Annotated in this window: 17 protein-coding genes and 1 pseudogene; 6 read left to right on the top strand and 12 right to left on the bottom strand. The window is 50.6% G+C overall.

All coding sequences use genetic code 11. From position 1 onward, the window contains the following. The first annotated feature begins 16 nt into the window (after nucleotides 1-16). The 5 genes from XMA127_RS00615 (at nucleotide 17) to XMA127_RS00595 (ending at nucleotide 4145) form a co-directional block, all read left to right on the top strand. Entirely contained in the window at nucleotides 17-322 is a 306-nt protein-coding gene (locus tag XMA127_RS00615; RefSeq protein ID WP_173480140.1) for a cytochrome c5 family protein, read from the top strand. Nucleotides 323-413: 91 nt separating this feature from the next. Then, nucleotides 414-1190, top strand: coding sequence for a sulfite exporter TauE/SafE family protein (locus tag XMA127_RS00610; protein ID WP_173480139.1), 777 nt, complete (start codon nucleotides 414-416; stop codon nucleotides 1188-1190). A 59-nt stretch (nucleotides 1191-1249) separates the two neighbouring features. After that, nucleotides 1250-1492 carry an exodeoxyribonuclease VII small subunit gene (locus XMA127_RS00605; protein WP_173484453.1) on the top strand — a complete coding sequence of 81 codons (243 nt, stop codon included), beginning with the start codon at nucleotides 1250-1252 and terminating at the stop codon, nucleotides 1490-1492. Next, on the top strand, nucleotides 1492-2376 hold the full coding sequence (locus tag XMA127_RS00600) for a polyprenyl synthetase family protein (protein ID WP_173480137.1): 885 nt from the start codon (nucleotides 1492-1494) through the stop codon (nucleotides 2374-2376). Before XMA127_RS00605 ends, XMA127_RS00600 begins: the two co-directional genes overlap by 1 nt. After that, entirely contained in the window at nucleotides 2376-4145 is a 1770-nt protein-coding gene (locus XMA127_RS00595) for a 1-deoxy-D-xylulose-5-phosphate synthase (RefSeq protein WP_173484452.1), read from the top strand. The genes XMA127_RS00600 and XMA127_RS00595 overlap by 1 nt, the downstream gene beginning before the upstream one ends. 61 nt (nucleotides 4146-4206) lie before the next feature. Here XMA127_RS00595 and ribA read toward each other — a convergent pair whose 3' ends face one another. The 10 genes and pseudogenes from ribA to glyA form a co-directional block, all read right to left on the bottom strand. Beyond that, nucleotides 4207-4818 (bottom strand): GTP cyclohydrolase II, encoded by a 612-nt coding sequence (ribA, locus tag XMA127_RS00590; RefSeq protein WP_173480732.1) that lies wholly within the window; start codon nucleotides 4816-4818, stop codon nucleotides 4207-4209. 85 nt (nucleotides 4819-4903) lie between these two features. Continuing rightward, a complete protein-coding gene (locus XMA127_RS00585; protein WP_173484451.1) occupies nucleotides 4904-5377 on the bottom strand; it encodes a phosphatidylglycerophosphatase A in 474 nt (157 codons plus the stop codon). Next, the gene (thiL, locus tag XMA127_RS00580) at nucleotides 5370-6338 is read right to left on the bottom strand and encodes a thiamine-phosphate kinase (protein ID WP_173484450.1); all 969 of its coding nucleotides are present in this window, start codon (nucleotides 6336-6338) and stop codon (nucleotides 5370-5372) included. The genes XMA127_RS00585 and thiL overlap by 8 nt, the downstream gene beginning before the upstream one ends. Beyond that, the gene (gene nusB, locus XMA127_RS00575) at nucleotides 6338-6811 is read right to left on the bottom strand and encodes a transcription antitermination factor NusB (protein ID WP_173484449.1); all 474 of its coding nucleotides are present in this window, start codon (nucleotides 6809-6811) and stop codon (nucleotides 6338-6340) included. Before nusB ends, thiL begins: the two co-directional genes overlap by 1 nt. A gap of 1 nt (nucleotide 6812) precedes the next feature. Beyond that, complete coding sequence (gene ribE, locus XMA127_RS00570) at nucleotides 6813-7286, bottom strand: 6,7-dimethyl-8-ribityllumazine synthase (RefSeq protein ID WP_173480132.1); 474 nt, start codon at nucleotides 7284-7286, stop codon at nucleotides 6813-6815. Nucleotides 7287-7292: 6 nt separating this feature from the next. Then, nucleotides 7293-8408: a bifunctional 3,4-dihydroxy-2-butanone-4-phosphate synthase/GTP cyclohydrolase II gene (gene ribBA, locus XMA127_RS00565; RefSeq protein WP_173480131.1), complete on the bottom strand. Its 1116-nt coding sequence runs from the start codon at nucleotides 8406-8408 to the stop codon at nucleotides 7293-7295. A 13-nt stretch (nucleotides 8409-8421) separates the two neighbouring features. Beyond that, nucleotides 8422-9087 (bottom strand): riboflavin synthase, encoded by a 666-nt coding sequence (locus XMA127_RS00560; protein ID WP_173484448.1) that lies wholly within the window; start codon nucleotides 9085-9087, stop codon nucleotides 8422-8424. A gap of 9 nt (nucleotides 9088-9096) precedes the next feature. After that, the gene (gene ribD / locus XMA127_RS00555) at nucleotides 9097-10194 is read right to left on the bottom strand and encodes a bifunctional diaminohydroxyphosphoribosylaminopyrimidine deaminase/5-amino-6-(5-phosphoribosylamino)uracil reductase RibD (RefSeq protein ID WP_254448369.1); all 1098 of its coding nucleotides are present in this window, start codon (nucleotides 10192-10194) and stop codon (nucleotides 9097-9099) included. 137 nt (nucleotides 10195-10331) lie between these two features. Continuing rightward, nucleotides 10332-10793, bottom strand: a pseudogene (gene nrdR, locus XMA127_RS00550) (transcriptional regulator NrdR); the annotation flags it as partial. 95 nt (nucleotides 10794-10888) lie between these two features. Then, nucleotides 10889-12142, bottom strand: a complete 1254-nt coding sequence (glyA, locus tag XMA127_RS00545; RefSeq protein WP_173480128.1) for a serine hydroxymethyltransferase — start codon at nucleotides 12140-12142, stop codon at nucleotides 10889-10891. 269 nt (nucleotides 12143-12411) lie between these two features. Between glyA and ettA the strand changes: the two genes are divergently transcribed. Then, nucleotides 12412-14070, top strand: coding sequence for an energy-dependent translational throttle protein EttA (gene ettA, locus XMA127_RS00540; RefSeq protein WP_173484446.1), 1659 nt, complete (start codon nucleotides 12412-12414; stop codon nucleotides 14068-14070). A 49-nt stretch (nucleotides 14071-14119) separates the two neighbouring features. On the opposite strand, the gene XMA127_RS00535 is transcribed toward ettA, so the two are convergent. Then, the gene (locus XMA127_RS00535) at nucleotides 14120-14755 is read right to left on the bottom strand and encodes a nucleoside triphosphate hydrolase (protein WP_173484445.1); all 636 of its coding nucleotides are present in this window, start codon (nucleotides 14753-14755) and stop codon (nucleotides 14120-14122) included. A gap of 15 nt (nucleotides 14756-14770) precedes the next feature. Further along, nucleotides 14771-16147 carry a DNA repair protein RadA gene (gene radA / locus XMA127_RS00530; protein ID WP_173484444.1) on the bottom strand — a complete coding sequence of 459 codons (1377 nt, stop codon included), beginning with the start codon at nucleotides 16145-16147 and terminating at the stop codon, nucleotides 14771-14773. Between the last annotated feature and the right edge of the window lie 45 nt (nucleotides 16148-16192).

The raw sequence follows: 16192 nt of genomic DNA, 5'->3' as shown, positions 1-16192 counted from the left end.
AATTGAGGTGGATATAATGAAAAAGACTCTACTTGGCCTAACAGCCGCTGCTCTTATGGTTCCTGCAACTGCAATGGCTGAGCGTGATGGCGCAACTGTATACAACACATACTGTCTAGCTTGTCACATGGTTGGCGTTGCTGGCGCTCCTAAAATGGGTGACGCTGCAGCATGGGCTCCACGTGCCGCTAAAGGTATCGATGCGCTTCTAGCGACTGCTAAGACGGGTATCAACGCAATGCCTCCAATGGGTACTTGCATGGATTGTTCTGATGCTGAACTTCAGGGCGCTATCCAACACATGCTAGATTCCTCTAAATAAGTTTTAGACGTCTCTACAAATAACCGGCCTAGTGCCGGTTTTTTGTTTTCTGGCATACAATAGCGGCTCTTAAAAACTCTCGGGGTACAGCTTGTCTGATCTAATCTGGTGGCAATACCTTCTCATTGCACTCATCTTTGTCTGGAGCGGCTTTGTTCGAACCGGCCTTGGCTTTGGTGGTGCCGTACTCGCCCTACCGTTTCTGCTGTTAATCGTTGATGATCCCCTCATCTTTCTGCCCATAATCGCCGTGCACCTGCTCATCTTTTCAGGGGCTATTACGCTGGGGAATCATTTCAAAGCGAAGCGTTTGGGAACCAGTGGGCTCAAAGAGAATGTCGATTGGCCCTATCTGAAGAAAACCCTAAAAGTGATGATTATCCCGAAGCTGATTGGGGTATTCGGGCTCTTAACACTGCCCAACGAGATCATGTCTGGGCTAATTTTTGTCATCGTCATCGTCTATTCAATTGGTTACATTCTTAATAAACCCTTTAAAAGCAACTCCGCTTGGATCGATAACCTCTTCTTAATGCTGGGAGGCTATGTCAGTGGTACTTCTTTGATTGCAGCGCCACTGGTCATGGCCGTCTACGCTAGCCATGTCGCTAAAGAGCAACTGCGCGATACTCTGTTTGTTCTCTGGTTCATTCTGGTGGTTATCAAGATGGGATCCTTCTTTGTCGTAGGCGTCGATCTGCAGTTAATCCACCACCTCTGGTTGCTGCCCTGCGCATTCATCGGCCACCTTCTTGGGCAAAAGCTGCACCGCTATCTGGTCAAGACCGATTCAGCCCGTTTCTTCAAAATTATTGGCACAGTACTGATCATTACCAGCACCATAGGTATTGCACGGACCTTTGCTTAAGGACAGGGTATACTACAAAACTTGTTCGCAGGTTCCCTAAATTTAAGGACTGAGTAATCATGGCAGAAAGCAAACAGACAACTGACTTCGAAGGCTCCCTAAAACGGTTAGAAGCCCTGGTTTCAGAGATGGAGAAGGGGGATCTCTCTATCGAAGAGGCACTAAAATCCTTTGAAGAGGGGATCAGCCTGACCCGCGAATGCCAAAAAATTCTGCAATCGGCCGAACAGAAAGTCGTGATGTTGACGGAGCAATCCGGCGAGCTGGTAGAACAACCGTTTAACGAATCTGAACAAACCTAATGCCACAACCAATGCTAGCTCTGTACCGACAGAGAGTTGAAGCTGAGCTCAGTCGACGTTTAGCTGAACGTAACGGGATTGACCCTAGCCTTCATCAGGCGATGCACTACAGCCTGATGAATGGAGGCAAGCGCCTTCGTCCCACGCTGGTCTACCTGGCCACTGAGTTACTAGGTGGACAAATTGAGCAAGCGGATACGGCCGCGTGTGCTTTGGAGTGCGTTCATAGCTATTCACTGGTGCATGATGATCTACCGGCTATGGATAATGATGAGCTGCGCCGCGGCAAACCAACCTGCCATATCCAGTTCAATGAAGCGACCGCCATATTAGCCGGTGATGCACTGCTAACCTGGGCATTTGAACTGCTCAGTCAGCCTATTGATGCACTACCAGCGTCCACTCAGTTACAGATGGTTCATACCCTAGCTAGATGCAGTGGTGATCTGGGTATGGTTGATGGCCAAGCCTTTGACCTAGGCTCAGAGGGTAAAAGACTGAGTCTAGAGCAGCTGAAAAGCATGCACGCAGCTAAAACGGGCGAACTCATTCGTGCAGCTCTTCGTTTAGGCGCTTTAGCCAGTGGTAATGCTACCGATACGGATCTAGAGGCACTCGATCGTTACGCGCAAAAGATTGGACTAGCATTTCAGATTCAAGATGACATCTTAGATATCGAAAGCACCACAGAACAACTGGGCAAACCCCAAGGTTCTGATGAAGAGAGAGACAAAGCCACCTACCCTGCACTTATTGGGCTTACTCAAAGCAAGCAGTGGTTGAATGAATTGCACCAACAGGCGATTGAAGCTCTAGAAACCTTCGGTGAACGTAACCAGTCATTAATAGCCCTTGCTGATTTTGTCATTGCCCGTAACCATTAATGATTACTGATATCCCCACACAACGTCCTGCGACTCCACTGTTGGACCAGATTGACTCCCCTTCAGATTCAAAAGGGTTGAATCTGGGCCAATTACAGCAGCTAGCGGATGAGTTACGTCTCTATCTGCTCTTCTGTGTCGGTCAGACTGGGGGACATCTTGGTGGCGGACTCGGGGTTGTCGAACTGACACTAGCGCTTCACCAGCTATTAGACACACCAGACGATCATCTGGTTTGGGATGTAGGTCACCAAGCCTATCCGCACAAAATTCTGACGGGTCGTCGTGAGGCGATGCTTAACATACGGCAACGAGAGGGGCTTACTCCCTTTCCCGATCGAGCTGAGAGTATTTACGACTGCTTTGGCACTGGGCACTCCAGCACCTCTATCAGCGCCGTTCTAGGTATGGCGATTGCCGACAAACTGCAAGGCAATGATCGTAAATCGGTGGCTGTTATAGGTGATGGGGCTCTGACGGCTGGTCAGGCCTTTGAAGCACTCAACCACGCAGCACATACTGATGCGAATCTACTCGTCATTCTGAACGATAACGACATGTCGATCTCGCCCAACCAAGGGGGATTGGCCACCTATCTAGCCAAGAATCTACGTGAGCAAGCACCCACTAACCCTGTGATGCCTCTATTTGAAGCACTGAACTTTGAATACTCTGGCCCTATTGATGGTAATGACCTGAGCCAATTAATCCCTGCCCTTAAGCAGTCATTGAGCCAAACAGGGCCTCAATTCCTGCATATTAGAACTCGTAAGGGGTTTGGGTTTAAGCCAGCTGAAGAGGATCCGGTCGGCTATCACGCCATCACTAAACTGGAAAAACCATCAGAGATCAGTGCTCCTAATCTGAAATACAGCGATCAGTTTGGCCAATGGATCTGTGAAACTGCTTCAAGTGACCCTCGAGTAGTCGCGATTACCCCGGCCATGAGGGAGGGTTCTGGCCTTGTGCAATTCGCTGACCAATACCCAACACGTTACTTTGATGTTGCCATTGCAGAACAGCACGCAGCCACCTTTGCAGCCGGCCTTGCGGTAGGTGGGATGAAACCGGTTCTGGCAATCTACTCAACTTTTTTGCAGCGCGCTTTGGATCAGGTCATCCACGATATCGCCCTGCAAAATCTCGACTGTTTGATCGCTGTAGATCGTGCAGGATTGGTTGGGGAAGATGGTCCAACCCACTCAGGTATCTTCGATATCCCAATGCTTCGCTCGCTACCCGAGGTTGTCATTATGACGCCCTCCACACTGGATGAGCAGCAGCAGATGCTGACTCTAGGCTACCAATACAATGGCTGTGCTGTGGTCCGCTACCCTCGAGGCGAAGGCGTTAAGAGCAGAACTCCATTAGCGTCCTTAGCCATGGGTCAAAGCCGGTTGGTAAGAGTTGGCAAAGGTGGCGTCATACTCAACTTTGGCCCTCTGTTACCAGCAGCCGAGCAGGTCGCTGATCAGTTGGATCTTGGCTTAATCGATATGCGCTTCGTCAAACCACTCGATGAAGCTATGCTTGAAGAGCTAGTGAATACTTACTCTCACTTTATCACCCTGGAAGATGGGGCTATTGCGGGCGGAGCGGGCAGTGCTGTGAATGAGTGGCTGACTCATAATGGCCAGAACTTACGTTGTCTTAACCTTGGCATTCCCGATCGTTGGATTGAGCATGCGACTCGGGATGAACAGTTACAAGATGCCGGCTTAGATGCTGACTCAATTCGAGAGCAGATAGAGCACTTTCTACAGACCTAAAAAAACCCCAGCACTGCTGCTGAGGTTTATCAATGCACCAAATCAGTACCAACCTATGCCATTAAGCATCCGGTTTGAAATGCACTTCGCTCATCATATGACCGAGTTTACCCATTTTCGTCTCTAGGTAGTGCTCGTTGTAGCGGTTCTTACCGACTTGCAGTGGCACACGCGACGAGACATTCACACCATACTCTTCGAGTGCAGCGACTTTACGCGGGTTGTTGGTCATTAAGTTAACGCTCTTAACACCGATCGCATCCAACATTGGCTGACACATTGAGTAGTTACGCATATCAGCGGCAAAGCCTAAGCGCTCATTGGCCTCTACCGTGTCACAGCCAGAGTCTTGCAGGTTGTAGGCTTTGACCTTATTCAAAAGACCGATACCACGGCCCTCTTGGCGTAGGTAGAGCAGAACGCCTTTGCCCTCTTCGGTAATGCGCTTTAGGGCCTCTTGCAGTTGAAAGCCACAGTCACAGCGCAAGCTGAACAAGGCATCACCTGTTAGACACTCTGAGTGCATGCGGGCTAGAACGGGTTCGTCACCTGCAACATCACCGTATACCAGCGCGATGTGCTCTTTACCGCTCTCGACCTCTTCGAAACCAACCATACGGAATACACCCATAGGCATTGGCAATTTACATTCCGCTATCAGTTTAATATCCAAAATCTTATCCTCAATTCGATGCATCCTTGCATCTTTACCTCTGAATTAGTGAAAGGTATTACGACCAGATCACTAAAGCAGATTGCTATACAGCATAGTTTACCGCTTGCACGACCCCTAGCGCCATTAATCCGGCCAATAGATCATCCAACATAATACCTAGGCCGCCAGAGACGCGTCGGTCTGCCCAGCCTATCGGCCAGGGCTTCCAGATATCGAATAGACGAAACATAACAAACCCGAACACGACCCACTCCCAGCCCGCCGGAAGCGCAATAAAGGTAATCCATAGGCCAACAAACTCATCCCAGACAATGCCGCCATGATCATGAACACCCAGATCCTCTGAGGTTTTGCCACACAACCAGCAACCCAATAGAAAGGTCACCAACATCAATAGAAGATAGGGTATCAGTGCCCAATCGTTGAATAGGTACCAAATAGGAATGGCCGCAAGCGTACCGAAGGTACCGGGTGCTTTTGGCGCGGCACCACTACCCAAACCAAAGGCTAAAAAGTGAATGGGGTTTCGCCAGATACTGGCAGGCACTCTATTCATGTTCGTTTCCAAAATGGTTGAAACCCAATGAGGCAGGCAGAGGCACAGGTTCGCCCGATTTCAACAGTGTGATCCCTGTTTGTTGAGTGATCTTGCCTACTAGAGTCAGGGGTAGTGCTAGACGTTCACTGATTTGTTGAAGTTCAGGCACTCTATCCTGTGGAAGTGTAAAGCAGAGTTCAAAATCCTCACCGCCTGAAAGCGCCCATCTCTCTGCCAAATCTGGGGCAAGATCTTTAATGTCGGCTGATAGAGGTAGTGACTCAGTATGGATCTCTGCCCCAACACCCGAAGCGGTTAATAGATGCCCAAGATCCGCTAATAGACCATCCGACACATCCACGGCTGAATTCGCAATTCCACGCAGCGCCTCACCCAGCGCAAGTCGTGCCGTTGGCCGGTAGTAGCGTTCAAGTAGGTAATCAGACCCACTTTCACACTCAGCAGTTAATAGCGCTAATCCGGCTCGGGAATCGCCTAGAGTGCCGCTGACCACAATGGCGTCGCCCAATTGTGCACCGCTACGTTTAAGCGCCATGCCTAACGGAACCTCTCCATGCACCTGAGCCGTAAACACTTGTTGTTGCCCTGAGGTGGTATCCCCGCCGACCAATATCAGTGAGTAGTGATGACAGGCCTCTGCTAAACCTTTTGAGAAGGCTGCTAACCACTCTCGCGTAGGCCCATTCAGTGTACAGGCAAGTGTCAGCCATTTGGGGGATGCCCCCATTGCCGCCAAGTCGCTGACACTACTGGCAACTAATCGCCACGCCAAATCTTCTGGATCGATGTCCGGTAGAAAATGAACACCTTCAACCAGCGTATCGACAGAGATAGCGAGTTCGGTATGGGGACTGGACGTTAACAGAGCGCAATCATCACCAATGCCGAGTTGAACACTGGGATGATCGCCACTGATGGAGTCAAAATAGCGGCGAATCAGATCGAATTCGCCTGGCATTACTTACCGCGGTTGGCTTTGATCTCGACAGCGCGGACTTTTTGCGCCAGCTTATCGAGGACGCCATTAACGTACTTGTGGCTCTCGGTTGCCCCAAAAATTTTCGCCAACTCAACGCTCTCGTTGATAGCGACTTTATAAGGGACTTCGATACGATTGATCAGCTCATAAGCACCGATACGAAGTACGCTCACTTCCACCGGATCTAACTCTTCGACGTTACGATCCAGATAGATGTTAAACGCTTGATCAAGCTCTGCTTTTTGCGCATTCACGCCTTGCAACAGTTCAGAGAAGAGCGGTACATCGGTTTCACTCATGTCGTTGTCGACACGAAAATGAGCCTCTACCTCATTCGTTGCGTTTTTCGTCAGCTCTTGAGAGTAGAGTGCCTGCAGCACAAAGCTGCGAGCGTTGCGACGCTTCTCTGTATTAGAGACTTTTTTGCGCTTAGGAGCCTGTTCTTCGCTCATCTTAAACCTCAAGTTGGCGAAGAAGACTCACCATCTCAACAGCTGATAGCGCGGCTTCAGCGCCTTTGTTACCTGCTTTCGTGCCAGAGCGCTCGATTGCCTGCTCGATAGAGTTCACTGTCAGAACGCCGTTTGCAACTGGGATATCAAAGTCGAGAGATACCTGGGCTACACCTTTAGACGCTTCGTTAGAGACGTACTCAAAGTGTGGCGTACCACCACGAATTACCGCACCCAGTGCGATGATTGCATCATCTTGTTTCTGTTGAGCGACGCGCTTAACCGCCAATGGAATCTCAAACGCACCCGGTACACGAACGATGCGGATATTATCTTCAGAAACGCCGTGGCGTTTAAGAACGTCGATAGCACCTTCTAATAGGCTCTCTACGACAAATGAATTGAAACGGCCAACAACGATTGTGTAGCGACCATTTGCAGCGACAAAATCGCCTTCAACTACTTTTACACTCATGATCTTTTACTCTGCAAAAGGGATGTATTCATCAATCTCAAGATCAAAGCCTGAGATTGCATTAAATTTCATTGGTGAACTGAGCAGGCGCATTTTGCCTACCCCAAGATCACGTAGAATCTGTGAACCAGTACCTACTGTCAGGTAAGCGCCGGACGCGCTGACATTCACTTTAGACGGTTTAGAACCACTGGTGATCTGGCTGATAGAGTCGCCAAGATCGATGCGATTACCACTATCCAGAAGCAGGGCAACACCCTTACCTTCTGCAGCGATACGCTCTAGTGCGCGACGCAGTGTCCACTTAGCTTCACTCTCCTCAGCTACGCCAACCACGTCACGCAGAACTTCAGAGCGGTTGTGTACACGAACCATAGTCGGCTCATCAGCACTGATATCTCCTTTGTGAAGTGCAAGGTGGGTACAGCCGAGGATCTCATCGTTATAGGTCGTGTAATTAAACTGACCGTAATCTGTCTCCAGTGAACCTGTGTCTGCCACCGTCACTGTCTGCTCATTAGTCGTACGGTAGTGGATTAGATCCGCAATAGTACCGATCTTCAAACCGTGCTCTTTGGCAAAGATCTCAAGGTCGGGACGACGCGCCATGGTGCCATCTTCGTTCATCACTTCGACGATCACAGACGCTGCGCTCATACCTGCCATACGAGCCAAATCACAACCCGCTTCTGTATGACCTGCACGGCTTAATACACCACCTGGCTGTGCCATCAATGGGAAGATGTGACCTGGCTGAACGATATCCTCAGGTTTAGCATCACCACGCACGGCTGTACGCACAGTATGAGCACGATCAGCGGCTGATATACCCGTGGTCACACCTTCAGCCGCTTCAATAGAGACCGTGAAGTTGGTGGAGTAGGCTGCACCGTTGCTCTGCACCATCAGCGGGAGGTTCAGACGTTCACAGTGTTCACGCGTCAAGGTAAGACAGATTAGACCGCGGGCATTCTTTGCCATGAAGTTGATGTCATCTGGACGCACCATTTCGGCCGCAATCACTAGATCACCTTCATTCTCACGATCTTCATCATCCATCAAGATAACCATCTTACCTTGGCGAATGTCGTCGAGTAGCTCTTCGACGCTGTTTAATTGCATATCCACTCCTAAATTAACGCCTGTGCATAAAGCCTGCAGAGGCCAACATCTCCAATGAAATCCCTTCACTGGACGATTCAGATTCCTGCTTCGTTTGAAGCAAACGCTCCAAGTAGCGAGCGATCATATCTACTTCGATATGAACACCATGCCCCACTTCATACTGACTAATGATCGTTGTATCTGCCGTATGAGGCACAATGTTGAGGTAAAAGCTGTGTTCATCAACGCTGTTCACCGTCAAACTTACACCGTCTATTGTAACCGATCCCTTCGGCGCGATATAGCGAGCTAACGAGCTAGGCATGTCGACGGCTATGCGCACTGAGCGGGCATCGCGCTCAATGGAAGCGATGCTACCCACAGCATCGACATGTCCAGAGACTAAGTGCCCGCCTAAACGGGTTGTTGGCAGCAGTGCTTTTTCCAGATTGACCGCTTCACCGGGTCGCAGATCCATCAATCGAGTATGTGCCAGACTCTCTTGCGAAACATCGGCCGTAAAATGTTGTTGATCATACTCAATCACGGTGAGGCAGACCCCATTGGTGGCAATACTGTCGCCTAACGCCACATCGGACATGTCCAATTGACCCGTTGCTAGGGTCAATCGAAGGTCGCCACCAACCTCTTGTTTGGCAGCGACGGTACCGATCGCTTCTATAATTCCGGTAAACACCTTCTGCTCCTAAACTGTCCAGGTCATGCGAAGATCATGACCAAACCGTCGGACATCTTTCAGTTTCATCTCGATCGCTTCAGACATCTCAGTTAATGGAAGCTCAGCTAGAGGGCGGGCATCAGACCCCATCAATTTAGGTGCCATATAGTGAACCAACTCATCTACTAACCCTGCTGCTAGCATGGCACCGGCTAACTGGGCGCCACACTCAACCAACACCTCATTACAGGACTCTTTTTCCGCCAAATAGCTAAGCAACTGTGGCAAATCGATACGCCCTGCTTCATTCGCTAGTTGAACCTGCTCAGCACCCTCAAGTGGGTTGCAGTTGTTTGCAGCGACAACCTGCAAGGTTCTGCCAGGCAGCGCCAGCATCTGTGCTGAGGCTGGCAGCCTGCCCTGCGAATCCAGTACCACGCGCAAGGGTTGACGACCTTCAGTCAGCGGCACAACCGATGCCGGCAACTGAGCTTCCCGAACCGTCAAAGCAGAATCATCTTGTAGAACCGATCCGACCCCGGTAATCACTGCACTACTGCGGGCTCGCAGTCGTTGCACATCGGCTCGCGCTTCAGGGCCAGTGATCCACTGCGACTCACCCGATGCCATGGCCGTTCGTCCATCAATACTGGTAGCAAGTTTCAATCTAACAAAAGGACGGCCGCGCTCCATTCTGGAAAGAAACCCAGGATTCAGTGCCCGCGCTTCACTCTCAAGTAACCCGGCAGCCGCATCGATGCCCGCCGCTTTCAACATTGCAATGCCTTTTCCGGCGACTTCAGGGTTTGGATCAACCATGGCCGCAACGACACGAGTCACTCCGGCGTCGATGAGTCCTTGAGAGCAGGGTGGCGTCCGACCAAAGTGGCTGCAGGGTTCCAGAGTGACATAGGCAGTCGCACCGGTTGCATCACCGGCCGCTTTTAACGCGTTGACTTCTGCATGGCCCTCACCGGCGCGCTGGTGGTAACCCTCGCCGATAATCACACCATCGCGCACCAATACACAGCCGACTCTGGGGTTAGGGTCTGTGGTGTAGGTGCCTTTAGCCGCCAGCTGTATGGCTCTTGCCATGTACTGGCGATCTTCGATCGTAAAACTCAAAGTAGCTCGTCTCCAAACAGATCTGGACTATCTGGAACCTGTGGCTCCTGTTTTTTCTGACGAGATTTACGACTCGGTTTCGATTTAGGTTCTGGTTGGGCGTTAGCCGTCAGTGCCGATTTCGAGGCACTTTTAGTCTCAACTACTTCGGGCTCAGCTAGACGCTCAATTTCAAGTTTAAACTCATTGATGTCTTGGAAGTCACGGTAGACCGAAGCAAAACGAACGTAAGCGACCTGATCAAGCTTACGCAGTTCAGCCATGACCGCTTCGCCGACCAGTTTTGACTCAATTTCACGCTCTCCCGGTGCACGCAAACGCTGCTTTACACGGTTCAAACAGGCTTCAATCTGTTCAATACTGACAGGGCGCTTCTCTAGGGAACGTGTAATACCTGAACGGAGTTTCTCTTCGTCGAACGGCTGGCGACTGCCATCATTCTTAATCAGACGCGGCATTAACAGTTCAGCCGCTTCAAAGGTGGTGAATCGCTCATGACAGCTCACGCATTCGCGACGACGACGAACCTGCTGACCTTCTGAGATCAGTCTTGAGTCGTTCACTTTGGTGTCCGATGCGCCACAGTAGGGACAATGCATATTGGCCTCTCAGTGCTGTTAAAAGAGCGAAAAAGGGCAGCTCAATGCTGCCCTCGATATTCTATGCGGTTGAGAGCGAACTCTCAAATCCACGATTAAGCGTAAACTGGGTACTTCGCGCAGATCGCTTTAACCTGCTCTTTCACGCGGTTGATCACATCATCATTGTCGATGTTCTCAAGCACGTCACAGATCCAGTTAGTTAGCTCAGCCACTTCAGCCTCTTTGAAGCCACGACGAGTAACGGCTGGAGTACCGATACGTAGACCTGAAGTGACGAACGGTGAACGTGGGTCGTTTGGAACCGAGTTCTTGTTCACAGTGATGTTAGCACGACCTAGTGCCGCATCAGCATCTTTACCGCTGTACTCTTTGCCAATTAGGCTCAGTAGGAATAGGTGGTCATCAGTACCGCCAGAAACGACATCAAAGCCACGCTGCTGGAATACTTCAGCCATCGCCTGTGCATTCTTAACAACCTGTGCTTGGTACGCTTTCCACTCTGGCTCCATCGCCTCTTTGAAGCAGACAGCCTTAGCCGCGATAACGTGCATCAATGGACCGCCCTGAGACTCTGGGAATACCGCAAAGTTCAGTTTCTTCTGCAGCTCTTCATCAGCGCGCGCAGATAGAATCAAACCACCACGTGGTCCGCCCAGTGTTTTGTGAGTCGTTGTTGTCACGACGTCAGCGTATGGCAGTGGGCTTGGGTAAACGCCAGCAGCCACTAGGCCTGCAATGTGTGCCATATCGACAAATAGGTATGCACCCACTTTGTCAGCGATTTCACGGAACTTAGCCCAATCAACGACACGCGAGTAAGCAGAGAAACCGGCAATGATCATTTTCGGTTTATTTTCTAGAGCAAGACGCTCAACTTCCGCGTAGTCTAGGTCACCGTTCTCATCAAGACCGTACTGGAAGGCATTGTAGATACGGCCTGAGAAAGAGACTGCAGCACCGTGAGTCAAGTGACCACCGTGTGCAAGGCTCATACCCAAAATAGTATCGCCGGCTTTACAAAGCGCCATAAATACAGCCGCGTTAGCTTGTGAACCTGAGTGTGGCTGAACGTTTGCAAACGTTGCACCGAAAAGCTCTTTAGCACGCTCAATCGCAAGCGTTTCTGCTTTATCAACGTACTCACAACCGCCGTAGTAACGTTTGCCTGGGTAACCTTCCGCGTACTTGTTAGTAAGAACTGAACCCTGCGCTTCCATAACACGTGGGCTGGTGTAGTTCTCTGACGCAATGAGCTCGATGTGCTCTTCTTGACGCGTCTCTTCAGACTGCATTGCTGCCCAAAGTTCTGCATCGTAGCTAGCGATGTTCATATCCTTACTAAACATGGAGATCCCCTGTATTGGTTCAACGATCTGACGACTTTGGCTGCAATCGAGAAGCCTGGTCAGCTCGAAAGATTTTGATGGCGCGCATTATAAGGCAAAACGGGTAGAAAAATCACTTGAAAAGCGATCAGGTCAACCTGCAATTGTTCTCAAGTTTAAGTGTGCCGCCCTGTGATTTGACCGCCCCCTATCTGGTATACTCTGCGCAACCTTTTTAAATGGGTCATGCAACGGCGTTGTAGCCCAGATATTTTGCTAGGAATCAACACATGGCACAGTTTGTCTACTCAATGAACCGCGTTGGTAAGGTGGTCCCACCTAAACGCGAAATTCTTAAAGATATCTCTCTATCCTTTTTCCCTGGCGCGAAGATCGGTGTCCTCGGTCTTAACGGTGCAGGTAAATCAACGCTGCTAAAAATCATGGCAGGCGTTGATCAGGATTACATCGGTGAAGCGCGCCCAATGCCCGGCATTAACGTCGGTTACCTACCGCAGGAGCCTGAGCTGGATGAGATAAAAACCGTTCGTGAAGTGATCGAAGAGGCGGTGGCCGATGTTAAAGGCGCTATGGCTGAGCTGGACGAAGTCTACGCAGCATACGCTGACCCAGATGCAGATTTTGATGCCCTAGCGAAACGCCAAGGCGAACTAGAGAACCTTATCACGGCCAAAGATGGTCACAACCTTGATACAGCATTAGAGCGTGCGGCCGATGCGATGCGTCTACCCCCTTGGGATGCTGAAGTTAAGCACCTTTCCGGTGGTGAGCGTCGCCGAGTGGCTCTGTGTCGTTTGCTGCTTGATCACCCAGACATGCTGCTACTCGACGAGCCGACCAACCACTTGGATGCCGAGTCGATCGCTTGGATCGAACGCTTCCTTCAGGAGTACCCAGGTACCGTGGTTGCGATTACCCACGACCGTTACTTCCTTGATAACGCAGCCGGTTGGATTCTTGAACTGGACCGTGGCCATGGTATTCCATGGGAAGGCAACTACAGCTCATGGCTAGAGCAGAAAGATGCACGTTTAGAGCAAGAAGCGAAACAAGAAGCGGCTCACCAGAAAGCGATCAAAGCGGAACTTGAGTGGGTTCGCCAAGGCGCTAAAGGTCGTCAATCGAAATCGAAAGCGCGTTTGAAGCAGTTCGAAGAGATGAACTCTAAAGAGTTTCAGACTCGTAACGAGACACAAGAGATCTACATTCCACCTGGCCCACGCCTAGGTGACAAGGTGATCGAACTGAATAACGTGACTAAGAGCTACGGCGACAAGTTGCTATTCGAGAACCTAAACTTCTCCATCCCACCGGGTGCAATCGTCGGCATCATCGGCCCTAACGGGGCCGGTAAATCGACTCTATTCCGCATGATTGCCGGTGAAGAGCAGCCAGATTCAGGCTCTGTAGAGCTTGGTTCAACAGTAAAGCTAGCTTACGTTAACCAGTCTCGTGAATTAGATGGCAACAAGACCGTATTCGAAGAGATCTCTGACGGTTCAGATATGATCACGGTCGGCAACTACACCACCCCCTCACGTGCCTATTGTGGTCGTTTCAATTTCCGCGGCTCCGATCAACAGAAGTTTGTGAAAGATCTCTCAGGTGGTGAGCGTAACCGTCTGCATATGGCGAAACTGCTTAAAGAGGGTGGCAACGTGCTGCTTCTCGATGAGCCGACTAACGACCTGGATATCGAAACGCTACGTGCGCTTGAGGAGGCGATTCTAGCCTTCCCAGGTTCTGCGGTAGTCATTTCCCACGACCGTTGGTTCCTTGACCGTATCTGTACTCACATGATTGCCTACGAAGGTGATTCACAGGTAACCTTCTTCGAAGGCAACTACACTGAGTACGCGGAAGACTACAAGAAACGCTTCGGCAAGGATCACCAGCCAGAGCGTATCAAGTATCGCCGCATGAGCTAAGCTCCTGCCACCATCAAAAAAGCCGCTTCTCAGCGGCTTTTTTTATCTCTCAATCCTGATCAAAAACCAGATCTGCCTTTCGGCTTCGTTCTACCACCGTTTTGGCGTTCGGAAGGTCGTTGTTCCAAGCTTTTTGCTCAGCCTGCTGTTGTGTGTAGCCATGATCTAACCAACGCTGGATCAGACGACGTTCCAGCTCTTCAAATGTGGGTGATGTGAACACTGTCAGATCAAAATAGGGGGCTAACTCTGACCAAGGCGCCTCGTCTAGTAGAAGGTAGTTACCCTCTACTACGACCACTTCACACCCTTTAGGCAGAAGACCCGCATCGATATGACTCGCCTCAATTGAGCGATCAAAAATTGGGTAACGTACATCAGCATCCGCTTGTTTAATACGTCGTACCAGGCTGATCAATCCCTCTACATCGAAGGTGTCTGGAGCACCCTTTCGATCTAAACGACCTCGTTCGATCAGGACCTCATTGGTTAGATGAAACCCATCCATTGGGATAACAGCGGCGTGTCCATCCCCTTTGGTGTTATTGTAAGTGTCGACCAGCTCCTCAGAGAGCGTCGACTTGCCGGCACCGGGCGGGCCAACCACAGCGATGACAACCCTTGTGCCAAGCTCATGATAATTGGTTAACCATGAGAGTAGATGTTGTACCTGTTGTGAAATCATCAATGCATACTCAGATTAGATAGAGTCCAGCGCTTCTGAGAGGCGCTCAACGGCGATGATCTTCATACCCGGAACGTTCTCTTTTGGCTTATTACCTTTGGGCACAATCGCACGAGTAAAGCCGTGTTTAGCCGCCTCTTTAATTCGCTCCTGCCCGTTTGGCACTGGACGAATCTCACCGGACAAGCCAACTTCACCAAAGACGATCAAGTCGGTTGGCAGTGACTTATCACGAAAACTGGAGACAATCGCCGTTAATAGCGCCAAATCCGCGCTGGTCTCCATGACTCGTATGCCGCCAACCACGTTGATAAACACATCTTGATCACCGGTCATTAATCCACCATGACGGTTCAATACCGCTAACAGCATCGCCAGTCGATTTTGGTCCATCCCCACGGCCACACGTTTAGGGTTGGAGTGGTGCGACGTGTCGACTAGTGCTTGAAGCTCGACCAGCATCGGACGGGTGCCCTCCCAGACGACCATCACGACACTGCCCGGCCTTGCATTATCATCACGACTTAGAAAGATAGAGCTGGGGTTCTTAACCTCTTTTAACCCCGTCTCGAGCATGGCAAACACACCCAACTCATTAACGGCGCCAAAACGGTTTTTATGGCTGCGCAGTGTGCGGAATCGGCTGTCGCTCTCGCCCTCTAGTTGCAGTGAACAGTCGATCATATGCTCAAGTACTTTGGGGCCGGCCAATGAGCCATCTTTGGTCACGTGGCCTACCAGAAAGATCACCGTGCCCGTCTGTTTGGCGTAACGCGTTAAATAGGCCGCACTTTCACGAACCTGAGATACAGAACCTGGTGCAGACTGGACATCGGAAACGTGCATCACCTGAATAGAGTCGATGACTAACACCTTAGGCTTGAGTTGATCCGCCACATCACAGATAGTCTCGACAGAGGTCTCAGAGAGCATCTTCAGATCCCCAACTGCTAGGCCTAAGCGTTTAGCACGCATGGCGACCTGTTGCAGTGACTCCTCACCGGTCACATAGAGTGCTGGCATATCGGCCACCAGTGCGGCCATGGTTTGTAACAACAGGGTCGATTTACCGGCACCGGGATGCCCACCGATCAACACGGCAGATCCAGGTACTAAGCCGCCCCCTAGGACTCGGTCCAATTCACCGATCTTACTGCTGATACGATCTGTCGCTTTCAGCTCCACCTCTGAGAGGCTCACCACTTTCGACTGACCCGCTTCACCGGCATAACCCTGACGACGCACGGCAGCCTGAGCACCACCTGCCGGTGCAGAGCCAAGACGCACCTCTTTCAATGAGTTCCAAGCTTTACAGGCAGTACATTGCCCTTGCCATTTACTGTAATCAGCTCCGCACTCGTCGCAGACGTAGGCTAACTTTGCCTTTGCCATATAAGGTTATTACTCCATAGAAGTTGCGTAAGGTTTGGATTACGC

Source organism: Marinobacterium sp. xm-a-127, from assembly GCF_013283425.1.
Taxonomy (GTDB): Bacteria; Pseudomonadota; Gammaproteobacteria; order Pseudomonadales; family Balneatricaceae; genus Marinobacterium_E.
Note: the sequence above shows the minus strand (reverse complement) of the source record. Positions and strands in the feature narration are given on the sequence as shown.

Excerpts from the sequence above, each read along its gene's own strand:
- nusB (WP_173484449.1), bottom strand. The coding sequence starts at position 6,811 with ATGAGCGAAGAACAGGCTCCTAAGCGCAAAAAAGTCTCTAATACAGAG.
- ribBA (WP_173480131.1), bottom strand. The coding sequence starts at position 8,408 with ATGCAATTAAACAGCGTCGAAGAGCTACTCGACGACATTCGCCAAGGT.
- XMA127_RS00585 (WP_173484451.1), bottom strand. The coding sequence starts at position 5,377 with ATGAATAGAGTGCCTGCCAGTATCTGGCGAAACCCCATTCACTTTTTA.
- glyA (WP_173480128.1), bottom strand. The coding sequence starts at position 12,142 with ATGTTTAGTAAGGATATGAACATCGCTAGCTACGATGCAGAACTTTGG.
- XMA127_RS00535 (WP_173484445.1), bottom strand. The coding sequence starts at position 14,755 with ATGATTTCACAACAGGTACAACATCTACTCTCATGGTTAACCAATTAT.
- ribE (WP_173480132.1), bottom strand. The coding sequence starts at position 7,286 with ATGAGTGTAAAAGTAGTTGAAGGCGATTTTGTCGCTGCAAATGGTCGC.
- ettA (WP_173484446.1), top strand. The coding sequence starts at position 12,412 with ATGGCACAGTTTGTCTACTCAATGAACCGCGTTGGTAAGGTGGTCCCA.
- XMA127_RS00595 (WP_173484452.1), top strand. The coding sequence starts at position 2,376 with ATGATTACTGATATCCCCACACAACGTCCTGCGACTCCACTGTTGGAC.
- radA (WP_173484444.1), bottom strand. The coding sequence starts at position 16,147 with ATGGCAAAGGCAAAGTTAGCCTACGTCTGCGACGAGTGCGGAGCTGAT.
- XMA127_RS00615 (WP_173480140.1), top strand. The coding sequence starts at position 17 with ATGAAAAAGACTCTACTTGGCCTAACAGCCGCTGCTCTTATGGTTCCT.
- XMA127_RS00605 (WP_173484453.1), top strand. The coding sequence starts at position 1,250 with ATGGCAGAAAGCAAACAGACAACTGACTTCGAAGGCTCCCTAAAACGG.
- XMA127_RS00600 (WP_173480137.1), top strand. The coding sequence starts at position 1,492 with ATGCCACAACCAATGCTAGCTCTGTACCGACAGAGAGTTGAAGCTGAG.
- thiL (WP_173484450.1), bottom strand. The coding sequence starts at position 6,338 with ATGCCAGGCGAATTCGATCTGATTCGCCGCTATTTTGACTCCATCAGT.